16 protein-coding genes are annotated in these 13,901 nt (G+C 65.6%); 11 read left to right on the forward strand and 5 right to left on the reverse strand.

What is annotated here, in order from left to right:
• Positions 1-25: 25 nt before the first annotated feature.
• From FQ775_RS01505 to rnhA, 10 genes are all read left to right on the forward strand, one after another.
• Positions 26-958 carry a heme o synthase gene (locus FQ775_RS01505; RefSeq protein WP_146299153.1) on the forward strand — a complete coding sequence of 311 codons (933 nt, stop codon included), beginning with the start codon at positions 26-28 and terminating at the stop codon, positions 956-958.
• Between the two features lie 2 nt (positions 959-960).
• Entirely contained in the window at positions 961-1,122 is a 162-nt protein-coding gene (locus tag FQ775_RS01510; protein ID WP_167812726.1) for a cytochrome c oxidase system small membrane protein, read from the forward strand.
• A gap of 4 nt (positions 1,123-1,126) precedes the next feature.
• Positions 1,127-1,759 (forward strand): cytochrome c oxidase assembly protein, encoded by a 633-nt coding sequence (locus tag FQ775_RS01515; RefSeq protein ID WP_146299154.1) that lies wholly within the window; start codon positions 1,127-1,129, stop codon positions 1,757-1,759.
• A 2-nt stretch (positions 1,760-1,761) separates the two neighbouring features.
• On the forward strand, positions 1,762-2,646 hold the full coding sequence (locus tag FQ775_RS01520; RefSeq protein ID WP_146299155.1) for a cytochrome c oxidase subunit 3: 885 nt from the start codon (positions 1,762-1,764) through the stop codon (positions 2,644-2,646).
• Positions 2,647-2,743: 97 nt separating this feature from the next.
• Positions 2,744-3,220 carry a L,D-transpeptidase family protein gene (locus tag FQ775_RS01525; RefSeq protein ID WP_246730243.1) on the forward strand — a complete coding sequence of 159 codons (477 nt, stop codon included), beginning with the start codon at positions 2,744-2,746 and terminating at the stop codon, positions 3,218-3,220.
• A complete protein-coding gene (locus tag FQ775_RS01530; protein ID WP_146299157.1) occupies positions 3,217-3,603 on the forward strand; it encodes a DUF983 domain-containing protein in 387 nt (128 codons plus the stop codon). Before FQ775_RS01525 ends, FQ775_RS01530 begins: the two co-directional genes overlap by 4 nt.
• Positions 3,600-4,361, forward strand: coding sequence for an SURF1 family protein (locus FQ775_RS01535; RefSeq protein ID WP_146299158.1), 762 nt, complete (start codon positions 3,600-3,602; stop codon positions 4,359-4,361). The genes FQ775_RS01530 and FQ775_RS01535 overlap by 4 nt, the downstream gene beginning before the upstream one ends.
• A gap of 50 nt (positions 4,362-4,411) precedes the next feature.
• Positions 4,412-5,413 (forward strand): 4-hydroxy-3-methylbut-2-enyl diphosphate reductase, encoded by a 1,002-nt coding sequence (gene ispH, locus FQ775_RS01540; RefSeq protein ID WP_146299159.1) that lies wholly within the window; start codon positions 4,412-4,414, stop codon positions 5,411-5,413.
• A gap of 9 nt (positions 5,414-5,422) precedes the next feature.
• Positions 5,423-6,391, forward strand: coding sequence for a homoserine kinase (locus FQ775_RS01545; RefSeq protein WP_146299160.1), 969 nt, complete (start codon positions 5,423-5,425; stop codon positions 6,389-6,391).
• Positions 6,385-6,861, forward strand: coding sequence for a ribonuclease HI (rnhA, locus tag FQ775_RS01550; protein ID WP_146299161.1), 477 nt, complete (start codon positions 6,385-6,387; stop codon positions 6,859-6,861). Before FQ775_RS01545 ends, rnhA begins: the two co-directional genes overlap by 7 nt.
• A gap of 13 nt (positions 6,862-6,874) precedes the next feature.
• Here the strand turns inward: rnhA and FQ775_RS01555 are convergent, their stop codons facing one another.
• Both FQ775_RS01555 and FQ775_RS01560 read right to left on the reverse strand, forming a co-directional pair.
• The gene (locus FQ775_RS01555; RefSeq protein WP_146299162.1) at positions 6,875-7,360 is read right to left on the reverse strand and encodes a peroxiredoxin; all 486 of its coding nucleotides are present in this window, start codon (positions 7,358-7,360) and stop codon (positions 6,875-6,877) included.
• A 78-nt stretch (positions 7,361-7,438) separates the two neighbouring features.
• Positions 7,439-8,245 (reverse strand): protein-disulfide reductase DsbD domain-containing protein, encoded by an 807-nt coding sequence (locus tag FQ775_RS01560; protein WP_146299163.1) that lies wholly within the window; start codon positions 8,243-8,245, stop codon positions 7,439-7,441.
• A 146-nt stretch (positions 8,246-8,391) separates the two neighbouring features.
• Between FQ775_RS01560 and FQ775_RS01565 the strand changes: the two genes are divergently transcribed.
• On the forward strand, positions 8,392-9,027 hold the full coding sequence (locus tag FQ775_RS01565; protein WP_146299164.1) for a YqgE/AlgH family protein: 636 nt from the start codon (positions 8,392-8,394) through the stop codon (positions 9,025-9,027).
• Positions 9,028-9,087: 60 nt separating this feature from the next.
• Here the strand turns inward: FQ775_RS01565 and FQ775_RS01570 are convergent, their stop codons facing one another.
• Genes FQ775_RS01570 through FQ775_RS01580 form a run of 3 tightly spaced genes read right to left on the reverse strand, consistent with a single transcriptional unit; the run spans position 9,088 to position 13,893 of the window.
• Positions 9,088-11,961, reverse strand: a complete 2,874-nt coding sequence (locus FQ775_RS01570) for an EAL domain-containing protein (RefSeq protein WP_146301896.1) — start codon at positions 11,959-11,961, stop codon at positions 9,088-9,090.
• A gap of 19 nt (positions 11,962-11,980) precedes the next feature.
• A complete protein-coding gene (locus FQ775_RS01575; protein ID WP_146299165.1) occupies positions 11,981-12,592 on the reverse strand; it encodes a GNAT family N-acetyltransferase in 612 nt (203 codons plus the stop codon).
• 8 nt (positions 12,593-12,600) lie between these two features.
• A complete protein-coding gene (locus tag FQ775_RS01580; protein WP_146299166.1) occupies positions 12,601-13,893 on the reverse strand; it encodes a M16 family metallopeptidase in 1,293 nt (430 codons plus the stop codon).
• Positions 13,894-13,901: the final 8 nt, after the last annotated feature.

Raw genomic sequence — 13,901 nt, forward strand, 5'->3', positions numbered from 1 at the left:
CAAGGGACGAAAACGGTAACGACCGATGGCCATCGTCGACAACCACGGCAGGCAAGATGCGACCGTTCGCCTCTCGGAGGCGACGCCCGGCGACTATTTCGCGCTGCTCAAGCCGCGGGTGATGTCGCTGGTCGTGTTCACGGCGGTCGTCGGACTGGTGGCGGCGCCGGTGTCGGTGAATCCGTTCATCGCGCTGGTCGCTATCCTGTCGATCGCGGTCGGCGCCGGTGCGTCCGGCGCGCTCAACATGTGGTACGACGCCGACATCGACGGCAAGATGGCGCGCACCGCCAGCCGCCCCGTGCCTTCGGGCCGCATACAGCCGGAAGAGGCTCTCGTCTTCGGGCTGGTGCTTTCCTTCTTTTCGGTGATGACGCTGGGCGTCATCGTCAACTGGATGGCTGCGGCACTGCTGGCCTTCACGATCTTCTTCTACGTCGTCATCTACACGATGTGGCTCAAGCGCTGGACCCCGCAGAACATCGTCATCGGCGGCGCGGCGGGCGCCTTCCCGCCGATGGTCGGCTGGGCCGCCGCCACCGGCTCCCTCAGCCTGGAAAGCGTTATCCTGTTCCTGATCATCTTCCTGTGGACGCCGCCGCACTTCTGGGCGCTGGCGCTGTTCAAGTCGGGTGACTACGCGCGCGCCGGCATCCCGATGATGCCGAATGTGGCCGGCGTGGCCTCCACGCGCCGCCAGATCTTCGCCTACGCGCTGGTAATCGCGCCGGTCGGCGTGCTGCCCTGGGCTCTCGGCTTCGCCAGCGCCGCCTATGGCGCGGTGTCGGCAGGACTCGGCGCGGGCTTCGTGTGGTATGCATGGCAGGTGCTCCAGATGGCGGATGGCGACCGCTCGATGCGGCCCGCCAAGGCGCTGTTCGCCTTCTCGATCCTGTATCTGTTCGCGATCTTCGCCGCCTATCTGCTCGACACCATCGCCGGCCGCTTGTGGATTTGATGATGGCGACCGAGGACAAGGGAATCACGCTCACCCCGGCTCAGGCCAAGGCGCGCCGCGCCCGCTCCGTCGCGATCGCGCTGGCGCTGGCGGCTATGGTGGTCATCTTCTATTTCGCCACCATCGCCAAGTTCGGACCGGCGCTCTTCGAGCGGGCGCTCTGAGACCATGAGCCAGGCAAGCAGCGATCCCAAGGCAAAGACGACACGCTCGAACCGCGTGGTCGCGGGCGCCTGCGTGGCGTTTTTCGCAGGCATGGTCGGCATGTCCTATGCCGCGGTGCCGCTCTATCAGCTTTTCTGCCAGGTGACCGGCTATGGCGGCACCACGCAGCGCGTCGAGCAATATTCCGACACCATTCTCGACCGCGAGATCACCATCCGATTCGACGCCAATGTCGCGAGCAACCTTCCATGGGCGTTCGCGCCGGTCGAGCGCGACGTGACCGTCCGGATCGGCGAAACGGCGCAGATCGCGTACACCGCGACCAACCCGTTCTCGCGGCCGACGCGCGGCCGCGCGTCCTTCAACGTCTCGCCGCCGACTGCGGGCGCCTATTTCAACAAGGTCGAGTGCTTCTGCTTCACCGACACCGAACTCAAGCCGGGCGAGACGATGGAGATGCCCGTGGTCTTCTTCATCGACCCGGCGATCGTCGACGTGCCGGAACTGAAGAAGGTCGACACGATCACCCTTTCCTATACCTTCTTCGCCATCGACCAGGACCAGCCTGTCGCGGGCGCCGCGGATGGCGGAGAAGTGAACGCAACGACGGACGGGACCGATAAGCTCGGGGGATAATGATGGCTGACGCCCACGCCAAACCGCAACACGACTACCACATCATCGACCCGAGCCCGTGGCCGTTCATCGGCTCGGTCGGCGCGCTCGTCATGGCGATCGGCGGCATCGCCTGGATGCAGAGCCTGAAGAGTGGCTCGCTGCCGCTGTTCGGCCTCGATCTCGCCGGCGCCAAATACTGGATCTTCGCGATCGGCTTCCTGATCGTCATCTACACCATGATCTCGTGGTGGTCGGACACGATCAAGGAAGCGCATGAAGGCCATCACACCCGGGTCGTGTCGTTGCACCTGCGCTACGGCATGATCATGTTCATCGCCTCCGAGGTGATGTTCTTCGTCGCCTGGTTCTGGGCTTTCTTCGACGCCAGCCTGTTTCCCAACGAGGCAGCGCAGGTGGCGCGGGCGGAATATACCGGCGGCATCTGGCCGCCGCAGGGCATCGAGGTGCTCGATCCCTTCCACCTGCCGCTCTACAACACCATCATCCTGCTTCTGTCGGGCACCACGGTCACCTGGGCGCACCACGCGCTGCTGCACGACGATCGCAAGGGCCTCATCTGGGGTCTGGCGATCACGGTCGCGCTCGGCGTGCTGTTCTCCTTCGTGCAGGTCTACGAATACATGCACGCGCCGTTCGCGTTTTCCGATTCGATCTACGGCGCCACGTTCTTCATGGCGACCGGCTTTCACGGCTTCCATGTTCTGGTCGGCACCATCTTCCTGCTGGTGTGCCTGTTCCGCGCCATGGCCGGCGACTTCACGTCGAAGCAGCATTTCGGCTTCGAGGCCGCGGCCTGGTACTGGCACTTCGTCGATGTGGTCTGGCTGTTCCTGTTTGCCTGCGTCTATGTCTGGGCCTCGGCCGGCGCGACGATCGCGCACTGAGCGCGCCACGATGGGTCTGCCGCGGCCGCCTGCGGGCGGCCGTTCTTTTTGTCGGCGCATTCGGCCGGCAGGGTTCGGCATGCGCTTGTTGAGCCTCATGGCATTCACACTACTGGCCGGCCTGGCGGCAATTCCCGCCGTAGCAGGCGATGTCGCCGACCTCGTCATCGTCGAAAAGGCCGAGCGCCGAATGGTGCTGATGCGCGGCGACACGGTCTTGCGCACCTACTGGATCGCGCTCGGCGACGCGCCTGTCGGCCACAAGCGCCAGGAAGGCGACGAACGCACGCCGGAAGGCCGCTACGTGCTCGACTGGCGTAACGAAAAGTCGAGCTTTCACAAATCGATCCACGGCTCCTATCCGGACGCCGACGACCGCGCGGCTGCGACAAAGGCGGGCGTCGACCCCGGCGGCATGATCATGATACACGGCCAGCCCAACGGCTTTGGCTGGTGGTCCTGGCTGCTGCAGCGATTCGACTGGACCGACGGCTGCATCGCCGTCACCGATCAGGAGATGGACGAGATCTGGGCGATGGTGAAGAACGGCACGGCCATCGAGATCAGGCCGTGAGCGCGGACAGGGCGCATTTCCCGCCGGTCGAGCCGGTCGCGGCGGGCCTCAAGGGACGCTGCCCGCGCTGCGGCGAAGGTAGGCTGTTCTCGGGCTATCTGACGCTGCGGCCCGGCTGCGCCAATTGTGGGCTCGACTACGGTTTCGCGGATGCCGGCGACGGGCCGGCGGTGTTCGTCATCCTCATCATCGGTTTCATCGTCGTCGGGCTGGCGCTCTGGGTCGAGGTCTCGTTCGGGCCGCCGCTGTGGCTGCATTTCATCATCTGGATTCCGCTGGCGATCGTCGGCTCGCTGGTGCCGCTGCGCCTGTTCAAGGGGGTACTGATCACCCTGCAATATGCCAACAAGGCAGCCGAGGGTCGGCTGGACGGGGACAAATGAGCGCCGTGGCCGCACCGCGCCAGGGCCCGGCGGTCTGGAAGGTCGTCCTTGCCGGCGCCATCCTGTTCGCCATCCTGTGCGCGCTCGGCACCTGGCAGGTGCGCCGGTTGATCTGGAAGCAGGGGCTGCTTGCCACCATCGAGGAACGCATCCACCAGCCTCCGGTGGCGCTGGACGAGGCGAGGGCGCTGCATGGCGGCGGGGAGGACATCGAATATCTGCCTGTTTCGGCGCGGGGGACGTTCGACCATTCCGGAGAGAGGCATTTCTTTGCCACCTGGAAGGGCGCGTCGGGCTATTTCGTCTATACGCCGCTGCGGCTGACCGGGGGTGATTTTCTTTTCGTCAACCGCGGTTTCGTGCCCTACGACCGCAAGCCGGCCGACACGCGCGCCGGGGGGCAGGTCGCCGGCGAGGTCGAAGTCATCGGGCTGGCGCGTGACCGGCTGGACCAGAAACCGTCCTCGATCCTGCCAGACAACGATCTTGCCAAGAACATCTTCTACTGGAAGGACATCGAGGCGATGGCGGCGAGCGCCGGCCTGCCCGCCGACGCCGAGGTGGTGCCGTTCTTCGTCGATGCCAGCGACAGTCCGAACCCCGGCGGCTGGCCCGCCGGTGGCGTGACGCTGATCGATTTGCCCAACAACCATCTGCAATACGCGGTCACCTGGTACGGGCTGGCGGCGGCCCTGGCCGGGGTCGTTGCCGTCTTCGTGGTGCGCACCAGACGCTCGCGGGCGGCGCCGCGCCCTTGACACGGGCCGGTGTGCACCCTCATTTCCGCTGCGTTGAAACGAGCGACCTGATGCTTCAGAAAACCGGCCAGCCCCTGACGATACGGCTCTGCGGACCGCGCGGCTTTTGCGCCGGCGTCGACCGCGCGATCCAGATCGTGGTGTTGGCGCTGAAGAAATACGGCGCGCCGGTCTATGTGCGCCACGAGATCGTGCACAACCGCTACGTGGTCGAGGGGCTGCAGAATCTCGGCGCCGTGTTCGTGGAGGAACTCGACGAGATACCGGCGACGCACCGCCACTGCCCGGTGGTGTTTTCGGCCCATGGCGTGCCGAAATCGGTGCCGAGGGACGCCGAGGACCGGCATCTCTTCTATCTCGACGCGACCTGCCCGCTGGTCTCCAAGGTGCACAAGCAGGCAATCCGCCATTACCGTCTCGGCCGCCACGTGGTGCTGGTCGGCCATGCCGGCCATCCCGAGGTGATCGGCACGATGGGGCAGTTGCCGCAGGGCGCGGTGAGCCTGATCGAGACCGAGGAGGACGTGGCGGCCTTCAGCCCCGAAGATCCGGCGGCACTCGGCTTCGTCACCCAGACGACGCTGTCGGTCGACGACACCGCCGGCATCATCACGGCGCTGCAGGCGCGGTTTCCGGAAATGCAGGCGCCGGCCGCCGAATCGATCTGTTACGCGACCACCAACCGCCAGGACGCGGTGAAGGAAGCAGCCCCCGGCGCCGACCTCTTCCTGGTGGTCGGCGCGCCGAACTCGTCCAATTCGCGCCGCCTGGTCGAGGTCGCCGAACGCGCCGGCTCCAAGCGCGCGCTGCTGGTCCAGCGCGCCTCGGAGATCCCCTGGGACAGCCTCGGACCGATCCGCACGATCGGCCTTTCGGCCGGGGCCTCGGCGCCCGAGATCATCGTCAACGAGATCATCGAGGCCTTCCGCGAGCGCTTCGAGGTGACCGTGGAACTGGCGGTGACGGCGGAGGAAACCGAGGATTTCCCGGTGATGCGGGCCCTGAGAGACGTCGAGCTGACCCGGGCCGACATGGCCTTCGTGAACGGCTAGAGCGCGCCGATGGCGGTCTATACCGACATCAGCGAGGTCGAACTCGCGCAGTTCCTCGCCGGCTACGATCTCGGCGAGATGATGTCCTACAAGGGGATCGCCGAGGGGTCGGAGAATTCGAACTTCTACCTGCACACCAGCGCCGGCACCTATATCCTGACGCTCTACGAGCGGCGGGTGGACGCCGGCGACCTGCCCTTTTTTCTGGGGCTGATGCAGCACCTGGCCAACAAGGGCATCTCCTGCCCGCTGCCGGTCGAGCGCCGCGACGGTTCGCTGATCGGCGAGATCGCCGGCCGGCCGGCGGCGATCATCACCTTCCTCGAAGGCGTCTGGGTCCGCCGGCCGACTGCGGCGCATTGCCGGGCGGTGGGGGAGGCGCTAGCAGGGCTGCACCTGGCCGGGTCCGACTTCGCGCTGAAACGCGACAACGCGCTCTCCGTCGATGGCTGGCGCCGGCTTTGGGCGCAGGCGCGCCCGCGCGCCGACGAGTTCGAACCGGGGCTGGTGGCCGAGATCGACGGCGAGTTCGACGCCTTCGCGGCGGGCTGGCCCGACGATCTGCCCGCGGGTGTAATCCATGCCGACCTTTTTCCCGACAATGTGTTCTTTCTCGGCGACCGGTTGTCGGGACTGATCGACTTCTATTTCGCCTGCAACGACCTTTTTGCCTATGACGTCGCGACCTGCCTCAACGCCTGGTGCTTCGAAAAGGACAACGCCTTCAACCTGACCAAGGGCCAGGCCTTCCTTTCCGGCTACGAGAGCGTGCGGCCGTTGCAGGAGGCGGAAAGGCAGGCGCTGCCATTGCTGGCGCGCGGCTCGGCGCTGCGTTTCACGCTGACGCGCCTTTATGACTGGCTCACCATTCCCGACGGCGCGCTGGTGCAGAAGCGCGACCCGAACGAGTTCATCCGCCGGCTGCGGTTCCACCGCCACATCGGCGGCGTTTCCGAATACGGGCTGGGCAGATCGTGAAGAAGATCGAGATTTTCACCGACGGCGCCTGCTCGGGCAATCCGGGTCCGGGCGGCTGGGGCGCCATCCTGCGCTTCAACGGCAGCGAGAAGGAACTCTCCGGCGGCGAGCCGATGACCACCAACAACCGCATGGAACTGATGGCGGCGATCGAGGCGCTGAATGCGCTGAAGGAACCGTGCCAGGTCGAAATGCACACCGACAGCAAATACGTCATGGACGGCATCTCGGGCTGGATCCACGGCTGGAAGCGCAATGGCTGGCGCACCGCCGACAAGAAGCCGGTGAAGAATGTCGAGCTGTGGCAGGCGCTGGACGAGGCCAATCACCGCCACAAGGTCACCTGGAACTGGGTCAAGGGCCATGCCGGCCATGCCGAGAACGAGCGCGCCGACGAACTGGCGCGCGAGGCGCTGAAAAAGCACAGGCCGCCGAAGCCGGCGGCCCGCAAGGCTCAGGGCACGTCGTAAGCGCTATCGGATATCAGAGCTGCTCGAGGATGCGGGCCGCACCCGATTCGACCGCCTTGCCGGGAGCACCCTCGACATTGAGTTCGCTCACCGTGCGGTCGTCGACGATCATCGAAAAACGCTTCGAGCGCAGGCCGAGGCCGCCGGCGCTGAGATCGGCGTCCAGTCCGATCGCGCGGGTGAAGTCGCCATTGCCGTCGGCCAGGTAAACGAGCTTTCCCTCGCCGCCGGTAAAGCGCGCCCAGGCGCTCATGACGTGATGGTCATTCACCGACACCACGGCGATGGTATTGACGCCCTTGCCGAGGATGGCGTCGTAATTTTCCAGATAGCCGGGCAGGTGGTTGTTGCTGCAGGTGGGCGTGAAGGCGCCGGGCACACCGAACAGAACCACCTTCTTGCCCTCGAACAGGTCGGCGACGCTCAAATCCTTCGCGCCGTCCGCGGTCAGGGTCTTGAAAGTCGCGTCGGGCAGCTTGTCGCCAACGGAAATCGTCATCAATTTTCTCCGGATATGCCGCGGGGGGCAGGAAAGCGAACCCTCAATTAGCCGGCCCGCGGGAAAAGTCCAGAGCGGTCAGGGCAGTTCGAACGTTCCGCTGACCGACCTTGCGCCGGCGACCAGCGTAAAGTCGATGTTGACCGGATCACCGCCGGCGGGACGTCCAAGGATCGGTACCTGATAGGCAACCGGGCCCTCCCGGTTCCCGATGCGCTCGGGAACCCCGAAGAAATAGCCACCAGCGCCGGCCAGGAAGATATCGAGGGTATCGCTCCCTTCCGGCACGTCGATCTCCAGCCGCAACGAGACGCCGTCGATTTCGGCCTTGCTGACAGTGAAGCCGTCGCGGGCCGGCTCAGGCAAGCCGCCAAAGGCAGCGGCGACCGTCGCGATATCGCCGGGATCGTCCGGATGGCTGCCCGGCTCGACGACGAGACTTGCCTGCACCGGGACGCAGACCTCGTCGCAGACACCGAGGAACACATTGGCCTCGATGAGGGAATAGCGGTCGGGCGCATCGACGCTGAAGGTAACCGGCAAGCTCACCGACCGGTCATAGCCGGCCCAGGCGCCATAGTCGTCGCGGTGCCATTGCGGCGCGGGAAAGTCGAGGCTTGCGCCACTGACGTTGAGGCTTCCGGCGAGGTCGATCTGGGGCGGCACTCCGGAGGAGCCCGGGTCGCGCCAGTAGGTCTTCCAGCCGGGCTCGAGCGTGATTTCGAGGGCGCCGCGCAGCCTGCCGCCGGCATCGGCGAGGCCCGCCGTCACGAGCCGGATCGTCGCACCGTCGGTGTGGAAGGCTTCGCTTGAGGAAGCGAATGCCGGCGCCGCGCAGAGCGTCGCTGCCAGACAGAAGACCGTGCTAGGGAGCGTGTGGTTCATGGTTCAGCTTTCGACGCGAAACCGCTTCGGTTCAACCCGGACGGCGCTCATCTTGCGTCATTTGTGCGTGATCGTCCGCTCATCTGCCATTCCACGGGCATCGAATGGTCCTTTCAAGAAATCCGCAAACGCGCTACGCTTCGAGCATGGACATCTTGCGCCACAAGGGAAAGGCGGGGGTTTCGGACGACAGGATCAGTTCGGGACCGGCCGGCTATCTCGACGACCACTTCCTGATCGCCATGCCGAGCATGGCGGACGATCGTTTCGCGCGCTCGGTCATCTATGTCTGCGCGCACAGCGAGGAAGGCGCGATGGGCCTGATCATCAACCAGGCGCAGCCGCTGCGGTTTCCCGACCTTCTGGTGCAACTCGGAATCGTCGACGAGAAGCAGGCGATCAGGCTGCCGGCGGCCGCACAGGACCTTCCGGTCCGCAATGGCGGCCCGGTCGATCGCAGCCGCGGCTTCGTGCTGCATTCCGACGACTATATGGTCGAATCCTCGCTTCCCGTCTCGGAGGAAATCTGCCTCACGGCGACGGTCGACATCCTGCGCGCGATCTCGATAGGACAGGGGCCTCGCCGCGCCATCATGGCGCTCGGCTATTCCGGCTGGGGCGCCGGACAGCTGGAGCAGGAGATCGCCGACAATGGCTGGCTCACCTGCCCGGTCGACAACGAATTGCTTTTCGACGGCGACATGGACCGCAAATACGACCGCGTTCTCGCCTCGCTCGGTATCGACGTCGCGCATCTGAGCAATTTTTCCGGCCACGCCTGAACGCCAGCCTCCGATTGTTCGCCTGCTGCCCTTCCGGACGGGGGACCGTTCTTCCGGGCCTCAGGCCTGAACGAGCGGATAGTGCTCCTTGAGCATGCGCAAGGCGGCGTCCGGCTGCAGCGGCGGGCCGTAAAGGAAGCTCTGCACGAACTCGCATCCCATCTGCCTGAGCTGCAGCGCGTCGGCCTCGTTCGACACCCCTTCGGCAACGACGGCAAGCCCCAGATCATGAGCCATGTCGACCATCGAGTTCAGCAGCACCGACTTCTTGGGACTGGTGTCGTCAACAAAACTCTTGTCGATCTTGATCGTGTCGAAGGGCAGGCGGGTCAGGTAGGACAATGACGAATAGCCTGTGCCGAAATCGTCCAGTGAAAGGCCGATGCCGAGCTTGCGCAACTTGTCGAGCACGTGTGCGGCCTGTTCCGGATTGTCCATCACCAGCGACTCGGTGAGTTCGAGCCGGAAATAGATCGGTTTCAGATTGGCCCGCGCCAGCGCCGAGCGAACATCCTGAACCAGATCCTGGCGGATCAGCTGCCGGCTCGACAGATTGACGGAGACCGACAGCGGCGTCTGGCCGATCTGCTTCTGCCATGAGGCGAGGTCCTCGGCCGCGCGCTGCATAGCGAACAGGCCGAGCTGGACGATCAGGTTGCAGTTCTCGGCGACCGGAATGAACTCCGACGGAGGGATCATGCCGCGGCGCGGATTGTCCCAGCGCAGCAGCGCCTCGAAGCCGGCCACGGTGTTGTCTTCGAGGCGGATGATCGGCTGGTAGGCGAGCGAGAACTCACCGCGCTCGATGGCGCGGCGCAGGTCCGACTCGATCTGGAGACGGTCGGCGCCGTAGGAGCGGAACGCCGGCCGGAACGGCTCGATGCGGTCGCCGCCGAAACGCTTGGCCTGCTGCATGGCGAGTTCGGCGTCCTTCACCATGTCCTCGGCGGTGGCCGAGGGCGACGTCCAGGAGACCAGGCCCACCGAACCGGTCAGCACGATCTCGCGCTTGGCGAAATTGATCGGTGCGCGGATCGCGGCGCGAATGGCATCGGCGAAGGCGGCGATGCGGGCCGGATCCTGCTCGGAAAGCAGCATCAGCGCGAACTGGTCGCCGGTGAAGCGCGACAGCGCGTCGCGCGGCTTGAGCAGCCGGTGCAGACGGCGCGCCAGCGTCAGCAGCATGGTGTCGCCGGCCGACATGCCGAGCCCGTCATTGACATGCTTGAAGCGGTCGATGTCGATGACGAAGACGGTCGGCCGGACCTTTTCCTCGTCGCGTGCGATCGCGATCACCGCGTCGAGCCGGTTGAGGAAAAGTTCGCGATTGGGGAGGCCGGTGAGATTGTCGTGGACGGCGTCATGAAGCAGGCGCTCCTCGGCCTTCTTCTGCTCCGTGACCTCGATCAGCGTCCCGACGCAGCGGATCACCTCGCCGTCTGAGCCGACGACGGGGCGCGCCCGCATCAGATACCAGTGATAGTGGCCGTCGGCGGCGCGCAGGCGGAAATGCTGCGCGATGCGGCCGCGGCGATGTTCCAGCACCATGTCGAGCGTGGTGCGGAACGTGTCGCGGTCGTCCGGGTGCAGCACCGGCAGCCAGTTGCGCGCCGGCCCGTGCAGGCTACCGCGGCCGAGGCCGAGCGGCTCGGAGATGTCGGGCCGGGTGACGACACGGTCGCGCAGGACGTCCCAGTCGACCACGACGTCGCCGGAGCCGGTGATGGCGAGCGCCTGGCGTTCCATGTCGCTGAACAGCCCCTGCTGCAGCGCGCCGCCGGAAAACGCATGCTGCATCACGGTGAAGCCGATCAGAAGGACGATCAGCACCAGGCCGCCGCCGAGCGCCGGCTGGACGATGTCGTTGTCGAGCATGCCGGTGATCGTCAGCCATGAGCCTACGAGCCAGACCAGCACCATCAGCCAGCTCGGCACCAGCATGATGGCGCGGTCGTAGCCGCGCAGGCCGAGATAGGCGACCAGAACGATGCCGATGAGCGCGGTGGTGGCGAACGAAATGCGCGCGATGCCGGCGGCCACGGCGGGATCGAAAAACACCGCGACTCCGGCGATGACGGCCAGGCCGGCGATCCACGCCAGTGCGACATAGCTGAAATGGCCGTGCCAGCGGTTGAGGTTGAGATAGGCGAAAAGGAACACGATCGAGCTGCCGGCAAGCGCGATCTCGGTGCCGGCGCGCCAGAGTTGCTCGTTGCCCGGAGAGATTTCGATCACCTTGCTCAGGAAGCCGAAATCGACGCAGATGTAGGCAAGTGCGGCCCAGGCGAGTGCCGCGGTGGCCGGAAACATCGTCGTGCCCTTGACCACGAACAGGATGGTCAGGAACAGCGCCAAGAGGCCGGCAATGCCGATCACGATTCCCCTGAACAGCGTGTAGGAATTGACCGTGTCCTTGTAGGCCTCCGGATCCCACAGATAGACCTGCGGCACGTCTGGCGACGACAGCTCGGCGATGAAGGTGATGACCGCGCCGGGATTGAGCGTGACCAGGAACACGTCGGCGTCGGGGCTCTCCTGCTGGTCGAGCGCGAAGCCTTCGCTCGGGGTGATCGCCGCGATGCGGCGCGAGCCGAGGTCGGGCCAGATCAGTCCCGAGCCGACGAGGCGGAAATGCGGCGCCACGATCAGCCGGTCGAGCTGCTGCTCGGTCGTGTTGGCGAGAGCGAAGACCGCCCAGTCGCCCGACGACGTCTCATCCTTGGCCTCGACCTCGATGCGGCGCACGATGCCGTCGATGCCTGGAGCCGTCGAGACCTGGAAGCTCGAGCCCTTGTTGCGGTGAAATTCCAGCGCCCGCGACAGGTCGAGCGCGACGTCGTCGCGCGAGATCCGGATCGGCTCGATCGCGGAAGCCGGCGAGGTGAACACGGCAAGAACGGCGAGGATGGCCGCGACCAGAACGGTGAGCAGCACCGCACCCCGGGATTGCGAATCAGATGCCAATGGCCGTGCCTCGCGTCATCTGTACCTGATACTCGCCCTCAATCAGTGCGTAAAGGTAATGGTCCTGCCAGCTGCCGTTGATCTTGAGGTAGGACCTGAGCAGTCCTTCCCGCGTGAATCCGGCTTTTTCAAGTACGCGGATCGACCTGTTGTTGTCGGGTATGCAGGCCGCCTCGATACGGTGCAGCTTGAGCGTCTCGAACGCGTAGCCGCGCGTCAGCCTGAGCGCGTCGAGCATGATGCCGCGGCCGGCGTAACGCTCGCCCATCCAGTAGCCGATCTGCCCCGACTGCGCGACGCCGCGGCGGATGTTGCCGATCGAGATGCCGCCGGCCATTTCGCCGCTGTCGTTGAGGTAGATCAGGAAGGTGGCGCCGCCGCCACGCGACAGCTCTTCGCGGTAGCGTTTCATGCGCAGCCGCCAGGCCGGCCGGTCGAGCTCGTCGCTGGTCCATGCCGGTTCCCAGCGCTGCAGGAAATCGCGGCTGGCGCCGCGCAGGGCGGCCCATTCCGCATATTCCTTGCCCGTCGGGAATTTGAGCGTGATCCGTTCGCCGGCGATTGTCGGATAGACCCGGCCGAAGAACGGCAAGCCAGACATTGCGGGCTCTATCCGGCGACGACGCGCATTGCCGGTTGCGGGCTGGGCAGCATGCCGACGACGTCCTCGAATGGCGCCAGGGAACCGATCGGGCCGACCGCCGCGATGGTCGGGCGCGTGGAAAACAGCCGCGCCGAAAGGTCGGTCAGGCGATCGACGGTGATGAGGGACAGCCGCTCCATCAGCTCGTCCATCGGCACCGGCCGTCCGAACAACAGCATCTGGCGCGCGATCTGCGAAGCGCGGCTGGCGGCACTTTCCGCCGACATCTTGAGGCCGGCCCTGTACTGGGCGCGGGCGCGATTGAGTTCGTCCTGCCTGATCTCGAGCCCCGCCTTCTTGAGCTCGCCGAGCAGCACCGGCACCAGTGTGGAAATGTCGTCCTTGCCGGTGGCGGCATGGATGCCGAAGACGCCGGTGTCGGAGAAGCCCCAATGGAAGGCATAGACCGAATAGCAGAGCCCGCGTTTCTCGCGCACCTCCTGGAACAGGCGCGAGGACATGCCGCCGCCGAGGATCATCGACAGGAGCTGCGAGGCGTAGAAGTCGCGCACGTGGTAGGCACGGCCCTCGAAGCCGAGCAGGATCTGCGCGTCCATCAGGTCGCGGTCCTCGCGGTAGTCTCCGCCGACATAATTGGCGTTCTGCGGCGGCTTGCCGGGCGCGCGCGCCTGGACCTTGCCGAGGCGCTTTTCGACCTCGCGGGCGAACTCGTCGTGCTTTACCGCGCCTGTGGCCACCACCACCATGCGGTCGGCGCCGTACTGGCGCGCCATGAAGTCGTGGATCTGCTTCGGCGTGAACGACTTCACCGTGTCCGGCGTGCCGAGGATCGAGCGGCCGAGGGTCTGGTGCCGGAACGCCGTCTCGGTGAAGTGGTCGAACACCACGTCGTCGGGCGTGTCGTGCGCGGCGCCGATCTCCTGCAGGATGACGTGCTGCTCGCGCTCGAGCTCTTCCGGATCGAAGCGGCAATCGGTCAGGATATCGGAGAGGAGGTCGATAGCCAGCGGCAGGTCGTCGCGCAGCACCCGGGCGAAGAACGAGGTCGTCTCGACGCTGGTGGCGGCGTTGATCTCGCCGCCGACATCCTCGATCTGCGAGGCGATGTCCCAGGCCGAGCGTGTGCTGGTGCCCTTGAAAGCCATGTGCTCCAGAAGATGGGCAATGCCGTGCTCGTTGTCGTGTTCGTTGCGCGAGCCGGACTTCACCCAGACGCCGAGGGCGACGCTTTCTACGTGGGGCAGTGTTTCGGTCGCGACCGTCAGACCGTTCGACAGACGGCTTACCTCTACACCCATAAACGGCT

This window comes from Nitratireductor mangrovi (assembly GCF_007922615.2).
Lineage (GTDB): Bacteria > Pseudomonadota > Alphaproteobacteria > Rhizobiales > Rhizobiaceae > Mangrovimarina > Mangrovimarina mangrovi.

Bases quoted from the DNA above. Each gene is read 5' to 3' on its own strand.
- FQ775_RS01505 (WP_146299153.1), top strand. From the start codon at position 26: ATGGCCATCGTCGACAACCACGGCAGGCAAGATGCGACCGTTCGCCTC.
- FQ775_RS01510 (WP_167812726.1), top strand. From the start codon at position 961: ATGGCGACCGAGGACAAGGGAATCACGCTCACCCCGGCTCAGGCCAAG.
- FQ775_RS01515 (WP_146299154.1), top strand. From the start codon at position 1,127: ATGAGCCAGGCAAGCAGCGATCCCAAGGCAAAGACGACACGCTCGAAC.
- FQ775_RS01520 (WP_146299155.1), top strand. From the start codon at position 1,762: ATGGCTGACGCCCACGCCAAACCGCAACACGACTACCACATCATCGAC.
- FQ775_RS01525 (WP_246730243.1), top strand. From the start codon at position 2,744: ATGGCATTCACACTACTGGCCGGCCTGGCGGCAATTCCCGCCGTAGCA.
- FQ775_RS01535 (WP_146299158.1), top strand. From the start codon at position 3,600: ATGAGCGCCGTGGCCGCACCGCGCCAGGGCCCGGCGGTCTGGAAGGTC.
- ispH (WP_146299159.1), top strand. From the start codon at position 4,412: ATGCTTCAGAAAACCGGCCAGCCCCTGACGATACGGCTCTGCGGACCG.
- FQ775_RS01545 (WP_146299160.1), top strand. From the start codon at position 5,423: ATGGCGGTCTATACCGACATCAGCGAGGTCGAACTCGCGCAGTTCCTC.
- FQ775_RS01555 (WP_146299162.1), bottom strand. From the start codon at position 7,360: ATGACGATTTCCGTTGGCGACAAGCTGCCCGACGCGACTTTCAAGACC.
- FQ775_RS01560 (WP_146299163.1), bottom strand. From the start codon at position 8,245: ATGAACCACACGCTCCCTAGCACGGTCTTCTGTCTGGCAGCGACGCTC.
- FQ775_RS01565 (WP_146299164.1), top strand. From the start codon at position 8,392: ATGGACATCTTGCGCCACAAGGGAAAGGCGGGGGTTTCGGACGACAGG.
- FQ775_RS01575 (WP_146299165.1), bottom strand. From the start codon at position 12,592: ATGTCTGGCTTGCCGTTCTTCGGCCGGGTCTATCCGACAATCGCCGGC.
- FQ775_RS01580 (WP_146299166.1), bottom strand. From the start codon at position 13,893: ATGGGTGTAGAGGTAAGCCGTCTGTCGAACGGTCTGACGGTCGCGACC.